The organism is Stenotrophomonas sp. P5_A8, from assembly GCF_056400545.1.
Genome location: NZ_JBFULB010000400.1, coordinates 1 through 3,149, shown reverse-complemented (window position 1 = coordinate 3,149; position 3,149 = coordinate 1). Strand labels below are relative to the sequence as shown.

Genomic DNA, 3,149 nt, shown 5'->3' with positions numbered 1-3,149 from the left:
GGCCGCCGCGCCGCGCGCGCCGGCGCCCCAGCTGGTCAGCGGCCTGCCGGACTTCACCAACCTGGTCGAACAGGTCGGCCCCGGCGTGGTCAACGTCGAAACCACCATCGTGCGCAGCAACCGCCAGGCCCGTGGCATGGGCCCGGGCGGCGACGATGAGATGCCCGAATTCTTCCGCCGCTTCTTCGGCCCCGATTTCCAGATGCCGGGGCAGGGCCCCGGTGGCCAGGACGACAGCCCGCGCATCCAGGGCCGCGGCATGGGCTCGGGTTTCATCATCTCCGCCGACGGCTATGTGCTGACCAACTACCACGTGGTCGCCGACGCCAGCGAGGTGAAGGTCAAGCTCGGCGACCGACGCGAGTTCACCGCCAAGGTGATCGGCAGCGACCAGCAGTACGACGTGGCCCTGCTCAAGATCGACGGCAAGAACCTGCCGACCGTGCGCGTCGGCGATTCCAATACGCTCAAGCCGGGCCAGTGGGTGGTCGCGATCGGCTCGCCGTTCGGCCTGGACCACTCGGTCACCGCCGGCGTGGTCAGCGCGGTCGGGCGCAGCACCGGCGGCGCGGACCAGCGCTACGTGCCATTCATCCAGACCGACGTGGCCATCAACCAGGGCAACTCGGGCGGTCCGCTGCTCAATACCCGCGGCGAAGTGGTCGGCATCAATTCGCAGATCTTCTCCGCCTCCGGCGGTTACATGGGCATCAGCTTCGCGATCCCGATCGACCTGGCCATGGGCGCGGTCGAGCAGATCAAGAAGACCGGCCGGGTGACCCGTGGCCAGCTGGGCGCCGCGGTCGGCCCGATCGACGGGCTCAAGGCACAGGGTCTGGGCTTGTCCGACAGTCGTGGCGCGCTGGTCAACGAAGTGGTCGCGGGCAGCGCGGCGCTCAAGGCCGGTATCGAGCCGGGTGATGTGATTCGTTCGGTCAATGGCAGCCCCATCAACACCTTCAGTGATCTTCCCCCCGCCATCGGCGCACTGCCGCCGGGTTCCAAGGTGCGGCTGGGCGTGGTGCGCGATGGCAAGGAGCGTGAGCTGACCGCCACGCTGACCGCCCAGGCCGAAGACGCCGAGGCAGGCAGCCCGCGTGCAGCCGCTGCCCCGGATGCGGCCCCGCAGACGGGCAGCAATGCCCTGCTCGGGCTGGAAGTGGCCGATATGACGGCCCCGCAGCGCAAGCAGCTGGGCCTGGAGGCCGGCGAGGGCGTGCGCATCACCCGGGTCAACGGCCAATCGGCGCGTGATGCACAGTTGTCGCCGGGGTTGGTGATCCTGCAGGTCGGCCGTACGCCGGTCGGCAGCGTGGCGGCGCTGGACAAGGCGCTGGCCGGTTACAAGAAGGGCGATGTGGTCATGCTGCTGGTTCGTGCCAACGGCAACAGCGCCTTCGTGGCGGTCAAGGCCGGGCAGTAAATTCCCGCCACCACTGCGTTTCCGGGCCCGCTTCGGCGGGTCCGGTCGTTTTGGGAGCCCATTCACGCCAATCGCCGCAATGGCCCACGCGGGAGCGGGCCGGCCATGCGATAATCCGCAGTCATCCTGACGACGCGACGCGCCGCCGCCACCTATGTCTTCTGATTCGATGCGGTTCATCCGCAACTTCTCCATCATCGCCCACGTCGACCACGGCAAGTCCACGCTGGCCGATCGCATCATCCAGCTTTGCGGCGGCCTCCAGGCCCGTGAAATGGAGGCGCAGGTGCTCGACTCGAACCCGATCGAGCGCGAGCGTGGCATCACCATCAAGGCCCAGTCGGTCTCCCTGCCGTATGTCGCCAAAGACGGCCAGACCTACCACCTGAACTTCATCGACACCCCCGGGCACGTCGACTTCTCCTATGAAGTCAGCCGCTCGCTGGCCGCCTGCGAAGGCGCGCTGCTGGTGGTCGATGCGGCCCAGGGCGTGGAAGCGCAGTCGGTGGCCAACTGCTACACGGCGGTCGAGCAGGGGCTGGAAGTGGTGCCGGTGATCAACAAKATCGACCTGCCCACCGCCGACATCGATCGGGCCAAGGCCGAGATCGAGGCGGTGATCGGCATCGATGCCACCGACGCGGTGGCGATCAGCGCCAAGACCGGCCTGAACGTGGTGGACGTGCTGGAGGCGATCGTGCAGCGCATTCCGCCGCCGGTGCCGCGTGATACCGACAAGCTGCAGGCGCTGATCATCGACTCGTGGTTCGACAACTACCTGGGCGTGGTCTCGCTGGTGCGCGTGATGCAGGGTCAGATCAAGGCCGGCGACAAGCTGCAGGTGATGTCCACCGGCCGCAATCACCAGGTCGAGAACGTTGGCGTGTTCACCCCCAAGCGCAAGGTGCTGCCGACGCTCGGTGCCGGTGAAGTGGGCTGGGTGACGGCGAGCATCAAGGACGTGCACGGCGCGCCAGTCGGCGACACCCTGACCCTGGCCGCCGATCCGGCGTCCACGCCGCTGCCGGGCTTCCAGGAAATGCAGCCGCGCGTGTTCGCCGGCCTGTTCCCGGTCGATGCCGAAGACTACCCGGACCTGCGCGAAGCGCTGGACAAGCTGCGCCTGAACGATGCCGCGCTGCGCTTCGAGCCGGAAAGCTCCGAGGCGATGGGCTTCGGCTTCCGCTGCGGGTTCCTGGGCATGCTGCACATGGAAATCGTGCAGGAGCGCCTGGAGCGCGAGTACAACCTGGACCTGATCAGCACCGCGCCGACCGTGGTCTATGAAGTGCTCAAGACCGACGGCACCATCATCAACATGGACAACCCGGCCAAGCTGCCGCCGGTGAACATGGTCGATGAGATCCGCGAGCCGATCATCCGCGCCAACGTGCTCACGCCCGAAGAGTACATCGGCAACATCATCAAGCTGTGCGAAGAAAAGCGCGGCAGCCAGATCGGCATCAACTACCTGGGCAGCCAGGTGCAGATCAGCTATGAGCTGCCGATGGCCGAAGTGGTGCTGGATTTCTTCGACAAGCTGAAGTCGGTCAGCCGTGGCTATGCCTCGCTGGACTATCACTTCGTGCGCTTCGACGCCGGCCCGTTCGTCCGCGTGGACGTGCTGATCAACGGCGACAAGGTCGACGCGCTGTCGCTGATCGTGCACCGCAGCCATGCCGACCGCCGCGGCCGCGAGCTGTGCGAAAAGATGAAGGAACTGATC

The 3,149-nt window shown here is 66.8% G+C and carries 2 protein-coding genes; both read left to right on the top strand.

The genetic code is table 11. The features are described 5' to 3' along the window. Positions 1 to 1,423: DegQ family serine endoprotease (locus tag AC1DQP_RS18655; RefSeq protein ID WP_478052217.1), on the top strand; the 1,423-nt coding region annotated here is incomplete at its 5' end. Between the two features lie 169 nt (positions 1,424 to 1,592). Continuing rightward, the coding region (gene lepA, locus AC1DQP_RS18650; protein WP_478052218.1) for a translation elongation factor 4 at positions 1,593 to 3,149 on the top strand (1,557 nt) is incomplete at its 3' end.